23 protein-coding genes are annotated in these 22347 nt (G+C 30.8%); 11 read left to right on the top strand and 12 right to left on the bottom strand.

The genetic code is table 11. The features are described 5' to 3' along the window. Positions 1-64: 64 nt before the first annotated feature. From lipA to ACKTTR_RS09750, 5 genes are all read right to left on the bottom strand, one after another. A complete protein-coding gene (gene lipA / locus ACKTTR_RS09770) occupies positions 65-934 on the bottom strand; it encodes a lipoyl synthase (protein ID WP_408027665.1) in 870 nt (289 codons plus the stop codon). 38 nt (positions 935-972) lie between these two features. Beyond that, the gene (locus ACKTTR_RS09765; RefSeq protein WP_408027664.1) at positions 973-2193 is read right to left on the bottom strand and encodes an Nramp family divalent metal transporter; all 1221 of its coding nucleotides are present in this window, start codon (positions 2191-2193) and stop codon (positions 973-975) included. Between the two features lie 182 nt (positions 2194-2375). Beyond that, the gene (locus ACKTTR_RS09760; protein ID WP_408027663.1) at positions 2376-2939 is read right to left on the bottom strand and encodes an RNA polymerase sigma factor; all 564 of its coding nucleotides are present in this window, start codon (positions 2937-2939) and stop codon (positions 2376-2378) included. After that, a complete protein-coding gene (locus tag ACKTTR_RS09755) occupies positions 2930-4033 on the bottom strand; it encodes a glycosyltransferase (protein WP_408027662.1) in 1104 nt (367 codons plus the stop codon). The genes ACKTTR_RS09760 and ACKTTR_RS09755 overlap by 10 nt, the downstream gene beginning before the upstream one ends. 34 nt (positions 4034-4067) lie before the next feature. After that, a complete protein-coding gene (locus ACKTTR_RS09750) occupies positions 4068-4271 on the bottom strand; it encodes a membrane or secreted protein (RefSeq protein WP_099216576.1) in 204 nt (67 codons plus the stop codon). Between the two features lie 134 nt (positions 4272-4405). Between ACKTTR_RS09750 and aqpZ the strand changes: the two genes are divergently transcribed. Further along, positions 4406-5092 (top strand): aquaporin Z, encoded by a 687-nt coding sequence (aqpZ, locus tag ACKTTR_RS09745; protein ID WP_408027661.1) that lies wholly within the window; start codon positions 4406-4408, stop codon positions 5090-5092. Between the two features lie 46 nt (positions 5093-5138). On the opposite strand, the gene murB is transcribed toward aqpZ, so the two are convergent. Next, positions 5139-6149 carry a UDP-N-acetylmuramate dehydrogenase gene (murB, locus tag ACKTTR_RS09740; RefSeq protein ID WP_408027660.1) on the bottom strand — a complete coding sequence of 337 codons (1011 nt, stop codon included), beginning with the start codon at positions 6147-6149 and terminating at the stop codon, positions 5139-5141. Further along, positions 6150-7340, bottom strand: coding sequence for a pyridoxal phosphate-dependent aminotransferase (locus ACKTTR_RS09735; protein WP_408027659.1), 1191 nt, complete (start codon positions 7338-7340; stop codon positions 6150-6152). Positions 7341-7497: 157 nt separating this feature from the next. On the opposite strand from ACKTTR_RS09735, the gene ACKTTR_RS09730 reads away from it, so the two are divergent. After that, positions 7498-8838 (top strand): aspartyl protease family protein, encoded by a 1341-nt coding sequence (locus ACKTTR_RS09730; protein WP_408027658.1) that lies wholly within the window; start codon positions 7498-7500, stop codon positions 8836-8838. A gap of 49 nt (positions 8839-8887) precedes the next feature. Here ACKTTR_RS09730 and ACKTTR_RS09725 read toward each other — a convergent pair whose 3' ends face one another. Beyond that, complete coding sequence (locus ACKTTR_RS09725; protein WP_408027657.1) at positions 8888-9292, bottom strand: DUF1573 domain-containing protein; 405 nt, start codon at positions 9290-9292, stop codon at positions 8888-8890. Positions 9293-9479: 187 nt separating this feature from the next. Here ACKTTR_RS09725 and ACKTTR_RS09720 point away from each other — a divergent pair, with 187 nt between their 5' ends. Beyond that, the gene (locus ACKTTR_RS09720) at positions 9480-12119 is read left to right on the top strand and encodes a valine--tRNA ligase (RefSeq protein WP_408027656.1); all 2640 of its coding nucleotides are present in this window, start codon (positions 9480-9482) and stop codon (positions 12117-12119) included. Between the two features lie 77 nt (positions 12120-12196). Here ACKTTR_RS09720 and ACKTTR_RS09715 read toward each other — a convergent pair whose 3' ends face one another. Further along, positions 12197-12925 carry a head GIN domain-containing protein gene (locus ACKTTR_RS09715; RefSeq protein ID WP_408027655.1) on the bottom strand — a complete coding sequence of 243 codons (729 nt, stop codon included), beginning with the start codon at positions 12923-12925 and terminating at the stop codon, positions 12197-12199. Between the two features lie 23 nt (positions 12926-12948). Between ACKTTR_RS09715 and ACKTTR_RS09710 the strand changes: the two genes are divergently transcribed. Next, positions 12949-13641, top strand: coding sequence for a lysoplasmalogenase family protein (locus tag ACKTTR_RS09710; protein WP_408027654.1), 693 nt, complete (start codon positions 12949-12951; stop codon positions 13639-13641). Here the strand turns inward: ACKTTR_RS09710 and ACKTTR_RS09705 are convergent. Genes ACKTTR_RS09705 through ACKTTR_RS09695 form a run of 3 tightly spaced genes read right to left on the bottom strand, consistent with a single transcriptional unit; the run spans position 13604 to position 15747 of the window. Beyond that, positions 13604-14674, bottom strand: coding sequence for a hypothetical protein (locus ACKTTR_RS09705; protein ID WP_408027653.1), 1071 nt, complete (start codon positions 14672-14674; stop codon positions 13604-13606). The genes ACKTTR_RS09710 and ACKTTR_RS09705 overlap by 38 nt on opposite strands. Beyond that, positions 14661-15191: a hypothetical protein gene (locus ACKTTR_RS09700; RefSeq protein WP_408027652.1), complete on the bottom strand. Its 531-nt coding sequence runs from the start codon at positions 15189-15191 to the stop codon at positions 14661-14663. The genes ACKTTR_RS09705 and ACKTTR_RS09700 overlap by 14 nt, the downstream gene beginning before the upstream one ends. Next, positions 15181-15747: an RNA polymerase sigma factor gene (locus ACKTTR_RS09695; RefSeq protein ID WP_408027651.1), complete on the bottom strand. Its 567-nt coding sequence runs from the start codon at positions 15745-15747 to the stop codon at positions 15181-15183. The genes ACKTTR_RS09700 and ACKTTR_RS09695 overlap by 11 nt, the downstream gene beginning before the upstream one ends. Positions 15748-15947: 200 nt before the next feature. Here ACKTTR_RS09695 and ACKTTR_RS09690 point away from each other — a divergent pair, with 200 nt between their 5' ends. The 7 genes from ACKTTR_RS09690 (at position 15948) to ACKTTR_RS09660 (ending at position 22346) form a co-directional block, all read left to right on the top strand. Next, entirely contained in the window at positions 15948-16805 is an 858-nt protein-coding gene (locus tag ACKTTR_RS09690; RefSeq protein ID WP_408027650.1) for a hydroxymethylglutaryl-CoA lyase, read from the top strand. Positions 16806-16808: 3 nt separating this feature from the next. Further along, a complete protein-coding gene (locus ACKTTR_RS09685) occupies positions 16809-17615 on the top strand; it encodes a hypothetical protein (protein ID WP_408027649.1) in 807 nt (268 codons plus the stop codon). Positions 17616-17651: 36 nt separating this feature from the next. Further along, positions 17652-19211 carry a bifunctional metallophosphatase/5'-nucleotidase gene (locus tag ACKTTR_RS09680; protein ID WP_408027648.1) on the top strand — a complete coding sequence of 520 codons (1560 nt, stop codon included), beginning with the start codon at positions 17652-17654 and terminating at the stop codon, positions 19209-19211. Between the two features lie 142 nt (positions 19212-19353). Next, on the top strand, positions 19354-20556 hold the full coding sequence (locus ACKTTR_RS09675) for a porin (protein ID WP_408027647.1): 1203 nt from the start codon (positions 19354-19356) through the stop codon (positions 20554-20556). Positions 20557-20656: 100 nt separating this feature from the next. Further along, entirely contained in the window at positions 20657-21193 is a 537-nt protein-coding gene (locus tag ACKTTR_RS09670) for an FMN-binding protein (RefSeq protein ID WP_273694409.1), read from the top strand. Continuing rightward, positions 21194-21685 (top strand): hypothetical protein, encoded by a 492-nt coding sequence (locus tag ACKTTR_RS09665; protein WP_408027646.1) that lies wholly within the window; start codon positions 21194-21196, stop codon positions 21683-21685. It abuts the gene before it with no gap. A gap of 160 nt (positions 21686-21845) precedes the next feature. Then, the gene (locus ACKTTR_RS09660; RefSeq protein WP_408027645.1) at positions 21846-22346 is read left to right on the top strand and encodes a hypothetical protein; all 501 of its coding nucleotides are present in this window, start codon (positions 21846-21848) and stop codon (positions 22344-22346) included. The last annotated feature ends 1 nt before the right edge of the window (position 22347 follow it).

Raw genomic sequence — 22347 nt, 5'->3', positions numbered from 1 at the left:
TTTAATTATTTGACATTTTTTTAACGTTAAACCGTTAAAAAGTTAAGGATATTTTAATTTAAGGTTAGCTAGCGTGTTTGTGTGCTTTATATGAAGAACGTACTAAAGCACCACTTTCTACATACATAAAGCCCATTTCTAACCCTAATGTTTCGTATTTTTTGAATTGTTCAGGTGTTATGAATTCCTTAACAGGTAAATGTTTCTTACTAGGTTGTAAATATTGACCGATAGTAATAACATCTAATCCAACATTACGTAAGTCTTTCATAGTTTGTATTACTTCGTCTTCTGTTTCTCCTAAACCAAGCATAATTCCAGATTTAGTACGCATTCCGTTATCTTTTAAGTATTTTAAAACACCTAAACTACGATCATATTTAGCTTGAATACGAACTTCACGAGTTAAACGACGTACCGTTTCCATATTATGAGAAACGACTTCAGGAGCTACCTCAATAATACGGTCTAATAATTTTTCGTTTCCTTGAAAGTCTGGAATAAGAGTTTCTAAAGTAGTATTAGGATTAGCTCTACGAATAGCCTGTACTGTTTCAGACCAAATAATAGAACCTCCATCTTTTAAATCATCACGGTCAACAGAGGTAATTACCGCATGTTTAATATTCATTAATTTAATAGAACGAGCTACTTTTTCAGGTTCATCCCATTCTACAGTGTCTGGACGTCCAGTTTTAACACCACAAAATCCACAAGAACGTGTACAGATATTACCTAAAATCATAAAGGTAGCAGTACCTTCTCCCCAACATTCACCCATGTTTGGGCAGCTTCCACTGGTACAAATAGTGTTTAGTTTATATTTATCAACAAGTCCTCTTAGTTCCGTGTATTTTTTTCCTACAGGTAATTTTACACGTAACCATTTTGGTTTTTTCGTTCTTTCTGGTGTTGCTACAGTTTCGTTTGCCATTCCATAAAAATTGAACTGCAAATTTACGAAGAAAAGATTTATAAACTAAGTAAAAACCAAATACTAAATCCGAACAAAAAAACAATACCTATAAGACTCAAAATGCGTAACCCTATATTTGGTCTGTATTTTTTTGGAGTGTGCTTACCAGTAATTAAAATATAGTTAAGAATAGCATAAAAAGGAGCAGTTAAAAAAGATAAGACTGTGGCTATTCGTACAAGAAAGACCATATCACTTAAAAAATAATATAAAATAACAGAGGTTCCAAGTGTTAACAATACTAACCAAAACCAATAGCCTAGCTTTATTGTTTTAGGAAAAAGTAAAAATGAAGATTTTTCCATAGCTCTTGGAGAAGCATCTAACGTTGTAATAGTAGTACTAAACATGGTTGTAAAAGCAGCAACCCCAATAAATACAGAAGAAAATTCTCCTAAGTTTTTTGTGTATAAATTAATTAGTTGAGAAGCAAAAATAGTTCCTTTACTAGAGAATGATTCTCCCGACTGATACATAACTAATGCACCTAGCATAACAAAACAAACTCCCAAAAATAAAGCTCCAATGTAGCCAACATTAAAATCAAAAATAGCTTGTTTAGGTTTTATTTTTACAAAAGTAGTTTTGTCTTTTTCTACGGACCATAAAGAGTGCCAAATAGAAATATCTAACGGTGCAGGCATCCATCCTAAGAAGGCAATTAAAAAGGTTACTTGAGCTGTTCCGCTTGGTACTATTTGTTGAAAACTAAAGCCTTTATCAGTTTTAACTAATGCAATGTTAACAGCTACTATAGTACTAATGGTTAAAATAGCAATAATGTATTTCATTAAGTTATCTAAGAACTTATATTTACCTATACCTAATAAAACAATACTAACAAGCATAATGAGTACAGACCACGTAACTAAATCAAGTGAAATACCAAAAAGATTAGAGGCTAAACTGGCTGTAACAATAGTAACAGCTGCTTGAATGGTAAACATAGTAGCAAGATTTAAGATAAAGTAGCTGATTAAAACTCCTTTACCTAGCCTTTTATAACCATCGAGAAGAGTCTCACCTGTTGCAGTAGCATATCGAGGACCAAATTGAAAAAAAGGATATTTGATAATGTGTACTAGGAGTAAAGCCCATAGTAAACCAAAGCCAAAATCGGCACCAGCTCTGGTTGATTGTACTAAATGAGAAACACCTATAGCGGCTCCAGCAAACAATATTCCAGGGCCAAGTAAGTTTAAGAGGGATTTTTTCATGAAAAAAAAGAGCTTAAAAGTTTAAATAGTCACTATTTTTTAACTTTTCAAACAAAGTTTTTATATGCTTTTTTCTTTCTCTTTTCTGTTGAAATTCTTTGTAGAGTTCTTTTTTGTATAAGTTTTTTCCGCTTGCATAAAACTGTAAAATCATAAGGTTTTGATTTTTATGGTTTTGCAATTTATGATTTCTTTATTATTTCAGCTAATAATTTTTTGGCGCGAAGTAGTTTTACCTTTACATTGTTCATAGGCTCCCCAATTTGTTCAGAAATTTCTTTATAACTTAATTCTTGAAAGTAACGAAGGTTGATGACATCTTGATACTTTGGCTTTAATTTTTTAATGTCCTTTAGAAGTTTTGCTAAGTTTTGTTCGGTAATAATTTTGTCCTCAGGAGAAGGAGCGTCATCAACAACAGCGTATACTTCTTTTTCTTGTTCTTCGGTTGTTTGTGTATATATGGTAGATTTTTTCTTGCGAAGAGAATCAATATATACGTTTTTAGAAATTGTAATCAACCAAGTTTTAAACTGAAAGCTTTCATCAAAAGTTTCAATTCTATCAAAAGCCTTAGAAAAAGTTTGAATAGTTATATCCTCAGCATCGTTATCATTTTTAGTTTTTTTAAGCTGAAATGCGTACACGGTTCCCCAAAAAGTATCCAACAAATAATTAAAAGATATTTGATTTCCTTTTTTTGCTTGTTGAATGTGGTGGAGTACTTTTTCTTGATTTATTTCCAATGCTTAGGTTTCGAAATTTGATTTGATATAAAGATACTAATTTGCAGCAATACTAAACAAATATCAAGGAATGGTAGTAATAAAACAACATTTTTTTCATGGAGTTTTGATGCTGACCTTCCAAGAACTATGTATTGAATAAGATAATAACTAATTATAAAAGGTAAGGCTAACTTCCAGTTAACAAAAACAATATAACTTACTAAAAGGTAAAAAAGAAGCTTGGTAATATGGAAAAACCTAAGAAAAAAACGATGTTTAAACTTATATAGAGAAAAAAGAATTGATGCTTTTTTTTCTAAAGAAAACCATTTTTTAAAAGAAAGAGACTTTGTTGAAACAACAAAGCTATCTATGGTAATTGAATAGGTTGTATTCTTAGTGGTTACAGCATCTTTTAAAAACAAATCAGCTTCACCAATAAAAAGGTTCATGTGATTAATATATCCATTTACTTTAAAAAACTCACTTTTAGTATAAGCAAAGTTATGATTTGTAGCTTTATAAGGACTTCGGAATTTAACAAAAGAAAGTGATTGTATAGTTTTAAGTAAGTAGTCAAAACGAATGAGAAGATTACTAAATGAATTTTTCTTATGCTTTAGTTTTTGATGACCAATGACAATAGTTTTTTCTTGTGAAAAATTACTAGCCATTCCATGAATCCAGTTTTTAGACAATGCTTTACTACTTATTTCCGTGAATAATAAATGCTCATGAGTAGCGGCTTTTACCGCTAAAGTCAAAGCGTATTTTTTATTTCCCCAAAAAGCCTCTGTGTTTTTTACGTCTACTATTTTAATATTAGAAAAATCTTTTTGTAGCTTTTCAATAACACCGAGAGAATTATCAGAGGAAGCATTATTGACTAAAACAATTTCAAAACAAGTATATTTTTGTTTAGTTAAGTCTTGAATATAATTAATTAAAATGTCGGCATTGTTTTTTACATAAACAATTACTGACACAGGGATATTTACATCCGCGTCTTTTTGTGTTTTTTCTATATTAGTAAAAGATAAAAAGAACAAATAATACACTATTTGTACAGCCGTAACTACTACAAAAGTGTAGAACAGTATGGTAAATATCATAAAGAAAGTAAAAGGTTAGCTGCGTAGTGTTTGCTTAATTATGCTGAGGTTCGTTACATGTATCGAACTGGTCTGGAGTTTTACCACAAAATCCACAAGCTTCACCACTTTCGTTTAACATTGGGTTTTGGCTAGCACATGTACCAGCAAACTCTCCGTCTTTTTTTGCCCAAATTTTAATGGCAATTCCAGCAAATGCTAATGCTAATAATCCTATGGTAACAAAAATTAATTTCATGATGTATTGTTTTGTATTGCAAAGATACAAACTTCCTGTTTTTCTATATAAAATAAAGAGAGATTTATAAGGTTGTGACTTTTATGTGTTTGAGGGTCTTAATTGTATAATCAATTAATTTAAAAAATATGAATATGAAAAAATATTTTGCTGAATTCTTCGGAACATTTTGGCTAGTTTTTGGAGGTTGTGGTAGTGCTGTTTTAGCAGCAGGTTTTCCTGAGCTAGGTATTGGTTTTGCAGGAGTAGCATTAGCATTTGGTTTAACTGTATTAACAATGGCGTACGCCGTAGGACATATTTCTGGAGGTCATTTTAATCCTGCAGTTACTATTGGACTTTGGGTTGGAGGAAATCATACTGCTAAAGAAGTGGTACCATATATTATTTCACAATTAATAGGTGCTGTGTTGGCTGCTTCTTTTTTATACTTAATAGTAACGGACAATAATGGTTTTGAATCATTAGGAGGTTTTGCTGCAAACGGTTATGGAGATTTATCTCCAGGAGGATATAACATTGGAGCGGCTTTCTTAGCAGAGTTTTTATTAACCATGTTTTTCTTGTTAATTATTTTAGGAAGTATTCATAAAAATGCTCCGAGAGGTTTTGCTCCAATAGCAATTGGTTTAGGGTTAACTTTAATTCATTTAATTAGTATTCCTATAACCAATACTTCTGTAAACCCAGCTCGTTCTATGAGTCAAGCATTGTTTGCAGGAGGAGATTACTTATCGCAAGTATGGTTGTTTTGGGTAGCACCAATTGTTGGAGCAATTGTTGGAGGTTTAATTTATAAGACTCTGTTTGATAAAGAGTAGCAAAAGAGGTAGAAATAAAAAAGGAGTGTATTAATACACTCCTTTTTTATTTAATAATATTAACTTCTATTTCTAGATCAATATCAAATATGTTTTTAATAGTATGTTGAATTTTTTGTGCTAATTTGTAAATTTCTTTACCAGAGGCATCATTGTAATTGACTAAAACTAAAGCTTGTTTTTCATGCACTCCATAGTCACCAAAACGTTTTCCCTTAAATCCGCTTTGTTCAATTAACCAACCTGCAGGTACTTTAATTTCAGCATCAGAAATAACATAACTAGGAATATTAGGATGTTTTTTCTGAAGTTTTTCAAAATGTTTTCTAGAAATTACTGGATTTTTAAAGAAACTTCCGCTATTACCAATTTTTTTAGGATCTGGTAATTTGGACTGACGAATAGTAATAACAGCATCAGAAATATCTTTAATAGTGGGATTTGTAATTCCTTTTGAAGATAATTCAGATTCTATTGCTCCGTAAGAAGTGTTAAGTTTATGGTTGTTTTTAGTTAATTGAAAACTAACTGAAGTTAACACATATTTACCTTTAGCTTCATTTTTAAAAATAGAATTTCGGTATCCAAATTGACATTCTTCAGCAGAAAAAGAAACCAATTTTCCTGTTTTAATTTCAATCGCTTCTACTTTTGTGATAGTGTCTTTTACTTCAACTCCATAAGCTCCAATATTTTGGATAGGGCAAGTACCCACATTTCCAGGAATTAAAGATAAGTTTTCCAAGCCGCCATAATTTTGAGAAACGCACCATAAAACAAACTCATGCCAGTTTTCACCAGCATTTACAGTTATGTGGATGTCATCATGGTTTTCTCTATCAATAGAAATTCCTTTAATATCAATATGTATAACTAAGGTGTCAATATCTTTGGTAAGTAACATGTTACTACCACCAGAAATTAAGAAGATGTTTTTTTCTTCTTTTAAAAGTTGTTGTAGTTGGTATACAGAAGTAATAGAAACAAAACGTTTGGCATTTACATCAATGCCAAACGTGTTGTACTCTTTTAAAGATATGTTTTCTTGAATATTCAATTAACTATTGTATTTTTCTAAAGCGATTTTTAATATCTCAACTGAACGTTTTAAGTCCGCTTTATTTAAAACATAGGCTATACGTACTTGGTTTTTTCCTTCACCTTCGGTAGAATAAAATCCGCTAGCTGGTGCAACCATTACTGTTTCATTATTATCGCTAAATTTTTCTAAAATCCACTGAGCAAAATCGTCACTATCTTTTACAGGTAATTCAGCAACACAGTAAAAAGCTCCTTTTGGGTTGGCAACTTTAACTCCGTCTATTTTTTGTAATTCAGAGATTAATGTATTTCTACGATCTTCATATTCTTCAATAACTTCATCAAAATAACTTTGAGGAGTATCTAAAGCGGCTTCACTGGCAATTAAAGCATAGGTTGGCGGGCTTAGACGTGCTTGAGCAAATTTAATAGCTGTTCCAATAAATTCTTCGTTTTTAGAAACAATACAACCAATTCTTGCACCACACATACTATAACGTTTCGATACAGAATCAATCATAATTGCGTTTTGTTCTAGCCCTTCTAAAGTCATTACTGAATTGTGTTTTTCACCATCGTATGTGAATTCACGATACACTTCATCAGCTATTAAAAATAAATCGTGTTTTAACACAATTTGCTTTAGCTTTTCAATCTCTTCTTTACTGTATAAATATCCAGTTGGATTTCCTGGATTACAGATTAAAATTGCTTTAGTTTTTGAAGTAATTAATTTCTCAAAATCTTCAATAGCAGGTAAAGCAAAGTTGTCTTCAATTTTAGAAATTACAGGAACAACTTTTACACCAGAAGCAGTAGAAAAACCATTATAGTTAGCATAAAAAGGTTCAGGGATAATTATTTCATCTCCTGGATCAGTAATACTACCAATGGTAAATAATAAAGCTTCTGACCCTCCAGTAGTGGCAATAATATTATTTGCAGTTACATGAATATCATTTTTAGCATAATAATTAGCTAGTTTGGTTCTATATTCTTCTGAACCTTCAGATCTAGCATACGATAATACTTCAATAGTATTATTTTTTACTGCATCTAAAGCAACTTGTGGTGTTTTAATATCAGGTTGACCAATATTTAAATGATAAACTTTTGTTCCATTTTTTTTAGCAGCCTCAGCAAAAGGAACCAATTTACGAATTGGTGATTGAGGCATAGCATTTCCTTTACTAGAAATTGATGGCATTTTAATATAAATTAGTTGTTTGAAAGGCAAAATTGCGAAATATATTTGAGAGTATTAGAATCTTTATTGGAAAAAAAACGGTTAAAAAAATCATAAAAACCAAAATTTCTAAAATGAAGATTGTATCTTTAAGTATATAACCATAAAACAAGTTCTTTTGAATAGATTATTACTATACTTTTTTGCGCTTTTTTTTAGCGTGTCTGCCTTTACTCAACAAAATTTTCAGTTTTTAGGCAAGGAAACTGATAAACAATCTTTAAGATTTCAATTAATTAATAATTTAGTAGTCATTCCCTTAGAGATTAATGGGCATCAGTTATCATTTATCTTAGATACTGGTGTAAATAAGACAATCTTATTTAATTTAACTTCTAAAGATAGTGTTGGCTTAAATAATGTAAAGAAAGTGTTTATCAGAGGTTTGGGAAGTGGAGAACCAGTAGAAGCCTTATTTTCTAGAGGTAATAATTTTAGAATTAAAAACATTACTAGTTCAAATCAAGGATTATATGTTGTTTTGAAAGATGCTTTTGATATTTCTGCTAAAATGGGGACAACTATTCATGGTATTATAGGATATGATTTATTAAAAGACGTTATAGTTAAGATTAACTATGTAAATAAACGGATTGATTTTTATAATCCTAAAACATATAATTTGAATGTATGTAATAAATGTGAAAGTTTTCCTTTACAATTTTATAGAAATAAACCATACATAGATGTTAATGTACAGGTAGATACAGTAACTAACAAAATGTTACCAGTAAAACTTTTAATAGATACAGGTGGTAGTGATGCAGTCTGGTTATTTGAAGGAACAAAAAAAGAGCTTAAAACACCTAAGAAGTTTTTTAAAGATATAATAGGAGAGGGGTTTAGTGGTACCATTTATGGTAATCGAAGTAGAGTTCCCAAAATTTCTATTGGAAAGTTTGATATAGGTGAACCAACAGTATCTTTTTTAGATTCTTCATCAACATTTAATGCTAGACAGTTTAAAGAAAGAAACGGTAGTATTGGTGGTGGAATTTTAAAGCGTTTTAAGGTTTGGATTGATTACCCAAACAAAAGAGTTGTACTTAAAAAGAATGCTTCATTAAAGAAAGGTTTTTATTATAATATGAGTGGTTTACACATTGTGTATGATGGGCAAGAATTAATAAAAGAAAAAGGAACGACTAAGGTTGATGATAGTTATAATGTGAATAATCAGACCGCTAAAAACAATGTAATTTCTTTAGTGAGTACTTTCTTTTATCGTTTTAAACCTAAGTACAAAATAGATAAAGTAGTTGAAAATTCACCAGCTTTTAAAGCAGGGATTCAAGTAGGTGATGTAATAAAGAGAATTAATGGAAAGGCGGCACATGAATATCATTTAAATGAAATTATAGACATGTTTCATACAAAACCAGGTAAAAAAATAAAGATGGAAGTTGAAAGAGTAGGAGTTAAGCTTAAATTTATGTTTAAGTTAGAACAGAGGATATAAAAAAAGCTCAACATTAGTTGAGCTTTTTTTATATGTATAAAATAAGTTTCTAGCTATCACTTACTGTACTTTTCTCTTTGGCAGGAGTTGCATCTTTTACGATAAATCCTTTAATTTTAACTCTTTTTCTTTTGTTTTTAGCATTTGAAATAACAGTTAAAGTTTTAGAGAAACCACCTAATCTTTTTGTGTCGTAAGAAACTTCAATTTGTCCTTTTTTACCAGGCATAATTGGTTCTTCGGGCTTAGTAGGTACTGTACATCCACAAGGAGATACGATATCCTTAATAATAATAGGAGCATCACCTACGTTTGTAAATTCAAATACGCGTTTTCCTTCAGACCCATAAGCTATTTTTCCATAGTCAATAGTTTCAGTTTCAAATTTAAATTCTTGAGCGCTTACTGTTAAGGTGATAAAGCAAACAGCGATAAATGATAAAATTGTTCTCATAATGTTAAAAATTAATTTTTTAGGGTATTAACCGCTACAAATTTAGTATTATTTCTTTAAGTTCTAAAAAAACAACCTCTAATTTTCTGTACCTCATAGATAGTTGTATTTTTGCTAATCGAATTTCAAAAACAATGCCAAAGGTTAAAAAATGTTAAATTATTAACCATAAAGATACACATAACATATGAATATTCCATCAAAATATAATTCTAAAGAAGTAGAAGGAAAATGGTACGATTACTGGATGAAGCATAATTACTTTCATTCAGAAGTAGATGAACGCGAACCCTATACAATTGTTATACCGCCACCAAACGTCACAGGAGTTTTACATATGGGGCATATGTTAAATAATACAATTCAAGATGTGTTAATTCGTCGTGCTCGTTTACAAGGAAAAAATGCGTGTTGGGTTCCAGGTACCGATCATGCCTCAATTGCTACAGAAGCAAAAGTTGTAGCAAAACTAAAAGAGCAGGGTATTGATAAAAATGATTTAACTCGTGAAGAATTCTTAGCGCATGCTTGGGAATGGAAAAATGAGTATGGAGGTATCATTTTAGATCAGTTAAAAAAGTTAGGAGCTTCTTGTGATTGGGAGCGTACTGCGTTTACGATGGATCCTGCGTTGTCAGAATCAGTAATTAAAGTATTTGTGGACCTATATAACAAAGGATTAATTTACCGTGGATATCGAATGGTAAACTGGGATCCAGAGGCTAAAACTACACTTTCTGATGAAGAGGTTATTTATGAAGAGCGCCAAGGAAACTTATATTACTTACAATATGATATCGTTGACTCTGATGAAAAAGTAATTATAGCAACAACACGTCCTGAAACTATTTTAGGTGATACTGCTATCTGTATCAACCCTAATGATGAACGTTTTACACATTTAAAAGGTAAAAAAGCTATTGTTCCTCTTTGTAATAGAGAAATTCCAATTATTGAAGATGAATATGTAGATGTTGAATTTGGTACAGGTTGCTTAAAAGTAACACCTGCTCACGATGAAAATGATAAAACTTTAGGAGATAAGCATAAGTTAGAAGTAATTGATATTTTTAATGAAGATGCTACCTTAAATTCTTTCGGATTACATTATGAAGGTAAAGATCGTTTTGTAGTTCGTAAGGAAATATCTAAAGAATTAGAAGAAAAAGGATTTTTAGTAAAAACGGAAGTTCACACTAATAAAGTAGGTACCTCTGAGAGAACTAAGGCAGTAATTGAACCAAGATTATCAGATCAATGGTTCTTAAAAATGGAAGAGTTGGTAAAACCAGCTATTGAAGCTGTATTAGGAGAAGATAGAGAGGTGAAGTTATTCCCTAAAAAGTTTGAAAATACGTACCGTCACTGGATGGAAAATATCCGTGACTGGAATATATCACGTCAGTTATGGTGGGGACAACAAATTCCTGCATTTTATTATGGGGATGGTAAAGAAGATTTTGTAGTTGCTGAAAATATCGAAGATGCAGTTAAATTAGCTCAAGAAAAAACAGGAAACTCTTCATTGTCTGCGTCAGATTTAAAACAAGATCCAGATGCGTTAGACACGTGGTTTTCTTCTTGGTTATGGCCAATGTCGGTTTTCGATGGAATTCGTAATCCAGAAAATGAAGAAATAAAGTACTACTATCCAACCAATGATTTAGTAACAGGTCCAGATATTTTATTTTTCTGGGTGGCGCGTATGATTATTGCTGGATATGAGTACAAAGATGAACGCCCGTTTGAAAACGTATACTTAACTGGGTTAGTACGTGACAAACAACGTAGAAAAATGAGTAAATCTCTAGGGAATTCGCCAGACGCCTTAAAGTTAATAGAAGATTTTGGTGCAGATGGAGTTCGTGTAGGGTTGTTACTAAGTGCAGCAGCAGGAAATGATTTATTGTTTGATGAAGATTTATGCCAGCAAGGAAAAGGGTTTGCAAATAAAATTTGGAATACTTTCCGTTTAATTAAAGGATGGGAAATAGATGAAAGTTTAGAGCAACCAGAAACAGCTAAGATAGGGTTAGCTTGGTATGAAGCGAAGTTTAATAAAGTATTATTAGAAATAGAAGACCACTTTAGTAAATATCGTTTATCAGATGCGTTAATGGCGATTTATAAATTAATTACTGATGATTTCTCATCATGGTTATTAGAAATTGTAAAGCCAGGATACCAGCAACCAATCGATGCAAAAACATATAAAGCTGTAATAGAAGTATTAGAGAATAATTTAAAAGTATTACACCCATTTATGCCTTTCTTAACAGAGGAAATTTGGCAACACATTACAGAAAGAACTCCTGAAGATGCATTAATCATAGCTAAATATCCAACTGTAGGAGAAACAAATGAAGAATTGATAACGAATTTTGAGTTTGCTACTGGAGTTGTTTCTGGAATTAGAACAATTAGAAAAAACAAAAATATTTCGTTTAAAGACGCAATTGAATTGTCTGTTGTAAATAACGAAAAGTTTACAAAAGAGTTTGATGTAGTAATTCAAAAGTTAACAAATGCTTCAGAAATTAACTATGTTACCGATAAGGTAGATGGAGCAGCATCTTTCCGTGTAAAATCGAATGAATATTTTGTTCCGATTTCATTAGATACGATTGATGTGGAAGCAGAAATAACGAAGTTAAATGCAGAGTTAAAAAGAGCAGAAGGCTTTTTAACTGGAATTCAAAAGAAATTGTCTAATGAGCGATTTGTAAGTAATGCACCAGAGCAGGTAATTGCTTTAGAACGTAAAAAAGAATCAGATACATTAGCAAAGATTGAAACGATAAAAGCTAGTTTGACTTCATTACAATAATGAAAATAAATCTAGATAAATAAAAAATCCGCTGTTTACTTACAGCGGATTTTTTTATTATAATTTGTTAAGAATGTTTAATTTCTATCAATAACATCTCCTGAACCTAGAGAATTACTGTCTATTTGTGATGGATTCCCTTTGTAGTATATACTTCCTGAACCTACTACAGTAGCTTTAATTTTGTTAGTTACAGTTGCTAACACATCACCAGAACCTGCAATGCTAGCTTTTAAAGAATTGGTTTTTAAATCGTAACCCTTTACATTCCCAGAACCACCAATGGCACATTTTAAATTGTCAGTTTTTCCTTTTAGTCTAATGTTTCCTGATCCGCCTATAGATGTTTTAACGGTGTTAGCTTCAACACTAGCAGTAATATTTCCTGATCCACCTATAGCAAAAGATGCCTCATCAGCTTTTATACGTTTTTTAGCAATTACATTTCCTGACCCACCTAAAGCAACTGATTCTATATCCTCAAAAGGGACTGTAACTATTAGTTTTTTGGTAGTACTAATATTGGTATTTTCTTTAAAGTGAATATTTAACTTTCCGCTCTTCACTTCGGTTACAATATATTTTAAAATATTCTCTTCTCCTTCTAAGGTTACCTTACCTTCAGTTCCATCAATTAAATAAACATCAAAGGAACCTCCAACGTTCACTTTGTCAAAAGAACTAATCTTTCTAGTTTCAGTAATAACTTTTCCGTTACCTCTAATTTTTTTAGAATTCCACCAACTTTGAGAGTTAACGGTGAACGATAAGAGAATTAAAACGGTAGTAATAAGTTGTTTTTTCATTTTTAGTTATATTTAGCGTTAGTATGATGTCATTTAGCTTTAAAATCTTTAGTATAGCTTATGTTGTAGCTAGTATTTTATCATTATTTTTTATTGATGTAGATAAACCTATTACAGAGCTAATCTTAAAAATTTTTTCGTTACAATTTTTGTCTTTTTTATACTTGAGTTCTTCTCAAAAAATAAATTATTGGTATCTGCTTATATTAATGAGTTCTGTTGTATCAGACGCTCTTTTTATTTTTGAGGATGACTTTTTAAAAGGAGGTGTTTTTTTGTTGTTATTAAATAGAGTTTTATATTTAGTAATAGCAAGAAAGGCTATGTATAAAACAAAGCTTAAAACATTGCTTACCTACCTTATACCAGGGTTAATACTTTTTTTAATTATTTCGGTTTTATTAAGACCTTATTTAAAAGAACTTTCGTACTCGATTTTTATAATATGTTTTTTAAATGCGACTATAGTAGGAATAACTTTTTTCAATTTTTTAAATAAAATGAGTAAAGAAAATTTAATGTTCTTCTTAGGAATCTTTCTAATTATTACTGCTGATTTTTTAATTGCATATAATAAATATATAGATTACAAACTTTACTATGTTATCACGTATACTATAGTGTATTATGTGGCACGCTATTTAATTTGTATCTCGATGATTGAGAAAAAGAGGGTTTTTAATCGTTCAGTTTTAAAGAAACGCCTCCGTATCTAGATTTTATAGTAATGCTAGAGTTTGAATTATCTTTACCAAAAGTACCTTCATAATATTTTTTAGATGATTTATTAATGCTTTTAAACATTTTTATATAATCATCAGGGTATCCAAATCCAGCATAGCCTAAGTCAACAGTAAAATTAAAGTTGTTGTCACTACTAGTACCAAGTTTAATTCCAGCATAACTTCCATCAATAACAATACTTTGAAAACCTTTTTCAATATTATTAACTCTTACACCACCGTAATCGGTATCAATTTTTAAGTTTTTTCTAAGAGTCCCTATTTTTATACTAGCGTAATCAGAGTTACCATTAATGTTTGAGGCATCATCTATAGAAATACTTCCATAATCACTATTAAAATCAACATTGGTTGCAGTACCAATTTTCATGGTAGAATAATCGGCGTTTACTTTTAAGTTTTCTGATTTTAGAATGGCTAACTTAGAGTAATCAACACTTAAGTTCCCTGATCTCATAAAGTTAATTTCAGAAGTACCACAATAATCTAAATTAATGTTATTAGTTTCATTTAATAATTGATCAATTTGTATTTTACCGTAATCACAATTAATATTGGATTTACCTTCTAGTTTATCTAGCTCAATGTTTCCGTATTTATTATTTAAATCGGCATTATTGGTGATTGGCATCTTAACAAAGTAGTTAATCTTATAGTTTGTGTTATTACTGCCCCACCAAGACCAACTTGACTTTGTTTTTTCAATAATGGTTCTGGCTTCTACTAAACTAGGAGTAGATTCAAATCGAACATCAATCGCCTTTAATTTACGTTCAACATTAGATAAGTCATTACCCTTAACTGTTATTTTGACGTTAATCTCTATTCTGTTTTCGTTCCAAGTAGTCACGTTTACATTACCATATTTATTGTTAATATATAAGGTAGCGTTTTTGTTAACAGCAAAAGTTTTACGTATGTTTTTGCTTTTTTCGTGTTTTTTATCATTCGCTACTAAAAGTGTAGGAATGAATAGCAGTAGGAAAAGTAGTTTATATAATTTCATCTTCTAATATTTCTAATTTAGCGGGGTTTTGTTGTAATTCTAATCGTAAAAGAAGTTTCTCTAATACATCTAATCGTTGTTGATAATTTTGTATCATCTCTCTGATAATTTGATGTTTATTTTCTCTTTTAGATAGCTCTTTTACGAGCGTTTTGTATTGGTCTTCTAGTTCTTCAATTTCATTTAAAGAATCTTCAATAACCATTTCAGTTTCTAAACTTCTATATTGTTCAACCTCTTTTAATTCTTGATTTATAGTTGTTACAAAAAAGTTTTGAGCTTCTGCCATTTTAGGCGAAACATCTGCTAAGTCGTAGGTGTTTTTTTGTTGGTAACTACCAAGGTAAAACCCTAAAACTAATACTACTGATGCTGCGATACTCATCCAAAAATAAGATGGTTTTTTAGCTTGTTTTGGCGACTCTAGTTTTCGTTGAAATCGATTTAAATGTCCTTGATGAGGTTCAAAAACATCAAAATCATTTTCTTTAAAAAACTGATGTAGTTTATCCTCCATATACTTGTGTTTTATTAGTATTAGCTGTTAATACTTGTTTTAACTTCTTTTTTGCTCTAGATACTGTTGTTCGCACATTTTCATTGGTGTAATTTAATATCTGAGCGATTTCTTCATAATCATAACCTTCAATAAGGTTTAAGGTCAATACAATTCTGTAATTATCCTTTAAGCTTTGTAAACAGTTTATTACTCTTTTAACTTCTAAAGAACTGTAATCTATCTCAATATCTTCTATTTCATGGCTAGGAATCACGTCCATTCGTACTTCATCATATCGAGTAACCTTTTTTAATTGGGTTAAACTCTTATTAATTACAATTCTTTTTAACCATGCACCAAAAGTAACTTCACCTTTAAAACTATCTAACTTCATAAAAGCCGTTAAAAATGCTTCTTGAATTAAATCTTCTGCTTCGAACTCGTCTTTTAAAATACGATATGATGTATTATACATAGCTTTGTAATAGCTCTGATATACCTGCATTTGTGCAGAATTATCGTTTTTCCTACAGCGTTCGATTAGTTGGTTGATATGTGTTTGTTGCGACTCCAATGAAATCATTCTATACTAGAGACAATTTAACTTTTAAATTGTGACAGTTTACATCAATAAAAATAAATATTTTTCAGATTTTAATCTTTGGTTTGTGGTATTTTATTGATAATTAATTGGTTGGGTGTTTGTTTTTTTGTTGAACTTCAGTAAGTAATGCTAAGTAAAAAAAATGAATCAAAATATGTATATTTGACACAATGGTTAACAGTGTTAAAATTATTGAATGTCCAAGGGATGCTATGCAAGGAATTAAAAGCCATTTTATTCCCACAGAGACGAAGGCTAAATACATCAATTCACTGTTAAAGGTGGGATTTGATACGATTGATTTTGGAAGTTTTGTGTCACCAAAGGCAATTCCGCAAATGCGGGATACAGCCGAAGTTTTGTCAAAACTAGATTTATCGTCTACCACTAGTAAACTTTTAGCAATTGTTGCAAATGTAAGAGGCGCAAATGATGCATCACAGTTTGAAGAGATTGATTATTTAGGGTATCCTTTTTCAATATCAGAAAACTTTCAAATGCGTAATACGCACAAAACAATAGATCAATCTATTGATACTTTAAAAGAAGTATTAGCTATAGCTAATAGAACAAACAAAGAGGTAGTGGCTTATTTATCAATGGGATTTGGAAATCCGTATGGAGACCCTTGGAATGTTGAAATAGTAGGAGAATGGACGGAGAAACTTTCGTCGTTTGGTGTTAAAATCTTATCTTTGTCAGATACAATTGGGAGCTCAACACCTGAAGATATAGATTACTTATTTTCAAACTTAATACCTAGTTATCCTCAAATAGAATTCGGAGCTCATTTACATACAACACCAGCTAAATGGCATGAAAAAGTAGATAGTGCTTTTAAAGCAGGTTGTCGACGTTTTGATGGAGCTATAAAAGGGTATGGAGGTTGTCCAATGGCTAAAGATGAATTAACAGGTAATATGCCAACAGAAAAGTTATTGTCTTATTTTACAACAAATAAAGTAACAACCAATATTAAACCAATGAGTTTTGAAAGTGCTTATAACAAGGCACTAGAAGTTTTTTAAAAGATGATGAAATTAAATATTATTTTTCTTTTTTTCTTTTTCTCAGTTTTTTCACAATCTAAGGATAGTGAAAGAATAGGAGTGTGGGATGTGAATGGAAGTAAAATAATTAAAAATCAGTCAGTAAGTGATGAGTTAGCAGCCTATTATTGGGGTGAGTTCAATAGAATTTTTCCGAAAGAGTTGACTCAGAAATATATAAAACGTATTGTTTTAATGACTGATGGTGTAGATGAAAAAACTGGAGCTTTAGTTGCATTGAGTTCAAAGAATGATAAATGGCAATTAGAAATTGACATTAGAGATGTTAATTTTGAAACTAAAGATAAAAGAAGATTACATGAGTCAGTCTATACTTTAGTTCATGAGTTTGGACATTTACTAACACTAAATAGAACTCAAATAAGACCAACAAATAAAAGGGAACAAGGAGAAGGAGAACTATATTTGACTCTTGAAGGAGAGGCTTACAAAGATAGCTATATCAATAGGTTTGTTAATATATTTTGGAAAGGAGCATTATTAAATCGTTGGGATGTTATTCAACGAAAATACTGTTATACAGAGGCTAATTGTGTAGAAAAACTGTATGATTTATATTTAAACAATAGAACAGAGTTTCTTACTGATTATGCTGCAGAAAGTCCAGAAGAAGATATTGTTGAAAGCTGGACAGCTTTTGTGTTAAGACCTAAAATAAAGAAACCTAGAACTATAGCACATAAAAAAATAAACTTCTTTTACCAATTTCCAGAATTGGTAGAATATAGAAAAATGATAAGACAAAACACACGTCAATATCTTCATTAGAATTCGTAAATTTGGTTTTCTTATAAAAAAAGCCAAATGAAGCAATTTAAAATCCTTTTACTACTTTTAATAACTTGCACTTTAGTTAGTTGCGGTTCTCCCCAAAAGAAATTTAATTCAACTTCTTCAGAAACAAAATATCAGTTTAAAAGAGATACTGATAAAACCTATTTCACAATATTACAGCTAAATGATGTATATGAAATTGCTCCAATTCAAGGAGGAATGTATGGAGGAATGGCAAGAGTTGAAACCGTGCATAAACAGCTTTTAAAGGAAGATAAGAACACTATGTTAGTGTTAGCGGGAGATTTTTTATCACCTTCTTTACTAGGAACAATGAAGTATAATGGTGAAAGAGTGAGAGGAAAACAAATGGTAGAGGTTATGAATGCTATGAATTTTGACCTTGTAGCATTTGGAAACCACGAATTCGATTTAAGTTTTACACACCTACAAGATCGTTTGAACGAGAGTAAGTTTGATTGGATATCAGCCAATGTATTGCATAATGTTGATGGTAACCATTCCTATTTCCATAAAGTAGTTGATGGTAAAAAGCAAAGCTTAAAAGACGCTTTCATTAAAGAATTTAAGAATCCTGACGGAACTACTTTAAAAGTAGGATTTATAAGTGTTTGTATTCCTTCTAATCCTAAAAGTTATGTGTATTATGGAGATATGTATAAAGAAATACAACGTTCTTATAACGAAATAAAAGACAATGTTGATATTGTATTAGGCTTAACTCATGCATCACTTACAGAGGATAAAGAAATAGCAAAGCTTTTACCAAACGTACCATTAATCATGGGAGGACATGAGCATACAAATAGTTATACCGAGGTAGGTGAGGTAACAATAACCAAGGCAGATGCTAACGCAAAAACAGCATATATTCATAGGTTTGAATACGATCCAAAAACGAAAGAAATTAACTTTAAATCTGAGTTAAAAGAAATTAATAAATCGATTCCTTTTGATGCTAAAGTAAAAGAGGTTGTTGATAAATGGCAAGTAGTTTTAGAAGATAAAATTCAAGAAGTAGTATCAAATCCTTATGAGGTAATATATAAAGCAACAGAACCTTTGGATGCAAGAGAAAGTACTATTAGAACGGTACAAACCAATATGGGAAAAATCATTGCTGAATCTATGAGTTTAGCATATAATAATGAGGTGGACTGTGCTTTAGTAAATGGTGGGTCTGTACGAATAGATGATGTTTTATCTGGAGATGTAAATGCGGTAGATATTTTTAGAGTATTACCTTATGGAGGCGAGATTTTAAAAGTTAAGATTAAAGGAAGTTTATTGAAGGAAGTATTAGATTTTGGCGTTGAATCTTCAGGAACAGGTGCCTACTTACAACGATTTAATGCAAAAAAAGTAAATGGACTATGGGAGCTTAAAAATGGAAAACTACAAGAAAACCAAACTTACACAGTTGCTTTTTCAGATTATTTGTTAAGAGGACTTGATATTCCTATGCTTTCAAGTAAAAGTGAAGGAGTTTTAAATGTTTATACACCAAAAAAAGAAGAGATAGCATACGATATACGTAAGGCTGTTGTTAACCTTTTTAGAAAAAAATAAATTTAAAATATTGATTATTAAAGAAATATTAAAAAGTGTTAAATTTTATTTAAAATAAATCTTAATAAAATTTGTTAGATTAATTATCTCTATTACTTTTGCGGTCGTAAAACAAAAATAGTTTAAAATTAATCTAAATAAAATGAAAAAAATATTTTTCGGTTTATTAGCAGGAGTATCTTTATTCGCATCGGCGCAAACAGCTCCAAAAGATAGTATTCCAACAAACCCACAAAGCCAACAAAACGCCGCACAACGTTTATTGTCTTCTAACTTAAGCCAAAAAGGATTAACAGTAGGAGGTTATGGTGAAGTACACTTAAACAGAGCTACCGGTAAAGAAACTAATTTAGATGTTCATAGAGTAGTAATGTTATTTGGTTACAAATTCAACGAAAGAACACAGTTTATTACAGAAATTGAATTTGAGCATGTAAAAGAAGTTTACATTGAACAAGCATTCTTACAGTATGGTTTAACAGATAACTTAAATGTTAGAGCAGGTTTAATGTTAGTACCAATGGGTATTGTAAACGAATACCATGAACCAACTACATTCAACGGAGTTGAAAGACCAAGTATGGATAAAGCGATTGTACCAACAACATGGAGAGAAATCGGTTTAGGGGTATCAGGTAAATGGGATGAAGCTTCTTTACGTTACCAAGCTTATATGTTTAACGGATTTAACTCAGGGACTTACGATGATGCTACAGGAGAATATACTGGAAAGTTAGGAGGATCAAATGGTTTAAGAGGAGGTCGTCAAAAAGGAGCTGAATCTAAAATGAATAATATTAACTTCTCAGGTAAATTAGATTATTACGGATTACCAGGGTTACGTTTAGGGTTATCAGGATACTTTGGTAGAACACAATCTGATAGAGCAGTAGAAGATATTAACGGAGCTGATGTAGGAATTGCAATGCTTGGTTTAGATGCTCGTTATGCTTACCAACGATTTACAGCACGTGGACAATTTATCCATGCTAGTTTATCAGATACTGAAGAATACAATGCGTTATATGATTTAGATAACTCTAAAGATGCATTAGGAAGTGAGTTACAAGGATGGTATTTAGAAGCTGCTTATAACTTATTGCCTATGGACAAAAAGCAACAATTATACGCTTTTGCTCGTTATGAAGATTTTAATACACATGCATCTGTAGAAGGAGGAATTAGCGAAAATCTTGCTTATGATCGTGATGAGTGGACGTTTGGTTTAACTTATAAGGTTGCACCAGGAGCAGCATTTAAAGCTGACTACCAATTAAAGAACAATGCAATAGCAGGAAACCCAACAACAAAACAACTAAATTTAGGTTTTGGAGTTTGGTTCTAAGAGAACTAAAAGTTTAAAAAAATATAAAACCGAACCAAGTTCTAGTAATTTGGTTCGGTTTTTGTTTTTTTATTTAGACTAATTCTAATATTTTTGCAACATGAGAAAACAAATACTATTTCCTTTTGTACTATTAATAGCTTCTTTTAGCTTGTCATCATTTGTTATTCCAAAAAACATTCAAAAAAAAGTAGCTAAAGAAATTAGTAAAACTTTTGATGTAGAGGATTTTGACTTACAAAAAGTAGAAATATCAGATGAAGTTAATGATCAACTTGTACGTAAAATTAAAGGAGAAAAGTTGTTTAAAATAAATGCGAATGATAAACTTATTGGTTATGCATTTATTGATAAAGCACCTAGTAAAACAGACGAATTTGACTATTTAATTTTATTAGATTCAAATTTAATTATTGCTAAAACCAAGGTGTTAATTTATCGTGAAGATTATGGTGGAGAAATAGGAAGTAAACGATGGTTAAAGCAATTCAAAGGCAAAACATCAAAAGATAAGCTGAAGTATCAAAAAGATATTATGGCAATTTCTGGAGCAACCATATCTGCTTCATCAATGACTATTGCTGTTAATACATTCCTTCAAAATTTAGCAATTCTTCATCAAAATAAGGTATTATAAATGCAGGTTCACGGAGTTATTCATCAGTTTCCTAAAGAAATAAAACATTTAATTTTTGTTTTTGTAGCTACGTTAAGTATAGGCTATTTTGGAGGTCTTTCTTTTGTAAAAGATACGACCAATGCTAGCTCAAAAGGAATACAAGAACGCTACTTAGGAAATGAAGACGATGAAGAAGCTACTAAAATGATGTTTAAAAAATCTCCTGGAGAAATTAAAACATTAGTACACAATCACATTTTATCACTTTCAGTAATTTTCTTTTTATTAGCAATTATTTTGTCTACAACAAGTATTTCTATGAAGCTGAAACTGTTTTTAATGATAGAACCTTTTATTTCAGTTGTATGCACCTTTGGTGGTATTTATGTAATGTGGACAGGTATTACTTGGATGAAGTACATAGTTATGGCTTCAGGGTTTTTAATGACAGTTGTGTATACTACTTCTATAATTGTTATTGTTCAGCAATTATATCTTAAAAAACAATAAATAATATAATTTCTTATAGTCTACTTTTCTTTCAGTATTCTTCTTTACAAGAAAAGTAATTAAATACATAAAATCTTACTTAAAAATTATTTTAAGTGGGTTTTCTATCTAGTCTTTTTATTGTAAATTTAGCCAATAACCAAATTAAAAAAATTAAAAGATGGGAAACCCAGTAAACGTTAACGGAGTTACATTAACATTAAAAGATTTTAGAAAATTTGACACAAATATAAGTGCAGATAATGTACCTACAGGACCTTTGGTAAACATGTCTAGAGATGATTCAGGAAACAGTACAACTCCTAATACTATAACGGTTTTAGCATATTTACCAGACAATACATTGAATCCAGTTGATAATTCAAGTGGATTACAACTACAAGGAAACGAAATCTATTTAAACTACTACGGAGTTACGCCAACTAGAATCTTAAATAAAGAAGGTGGGTACGACACAGTAAATTGTAGAGATTTTAGAGTAGAATTTAATTGTGATGAACGTGCTACCCAGTATGATTTATATTATGTACAGTTTGCCTATCAATTAGATGAAGGAACTCCTTCTGTAGATATGATTTTAGTACGTAGTGAAAATGATGATCCAGAAACGGATAGAGGTACTGTAACAGGGCCTGTAGTTGAAGATGGAGATGGAAATTAAC

Origin of the sequence: Tenacibaculum litoreum, from assembly GCF_964513915.1 — a bacterium.
Classification (GTDB): Bacteria; Bacteroidota; Bacteroidia; order Flavobacteriales; family Flavobacteriaceae; genus Polaribacter; species Polaribacter litoreum.
The sequence above is the reverse complement of the archived record's forward strand: the minus strand, read 5'-3'. Positions and strand labels throughout refer to the sequence as shown.